Origin of the sequence: Microvirga antarctica (assembly GCF_017921815.1) — a bacterium.
Lineage (GTDB): Bacteria > Pseudomonadota > Alphaproteobacteria > Rhizobiales > Beijerinckiaceae > Microvirga > Microvirga antarctica.
Window position 1 is genome coordinate 1 of sequence record NZ_JAGEMM010000084.1, and the last position, 290, is coordinate 290.

Genomic DNA, 290 nt, shown 5'->3' on the forward strand with positions numbered 1-290 from the left:
CAGGGGCATGGTGAACAAGGCCGCAAAGGCACCCCAGACGGTGGCATCCAGCATGACGCTGCGCTCTACTCCCAAGGTGGTGGTGGCGTAAGCCAGGGCAAAGGTCACCACGGTGTAGAACCAGGTCACTTCTGCCAGACGGCCTCCCACGACCAGCAGGACTTCGCGTGGGTAATGACGCAGAACTTCCAGAGCAGGAATTGGAACCTGTTTGCCCTTTTTGCTCATTTGCTCGAAGTCGGGGGATTCGGCCACTTTGGCGCGTATCCACCAACCCACCAGCAGCAGGG

1 pseudogene is annotated in these 290 nt (G+C 59.7%); it reads right to left on the reverse strand.

From position 1 onward, the window contains the following. Nucleotides 1-290: pseudogene (locus tag J4G32_RS20960) on the reverse strand (MFS transporter); the annotation flags it as partial.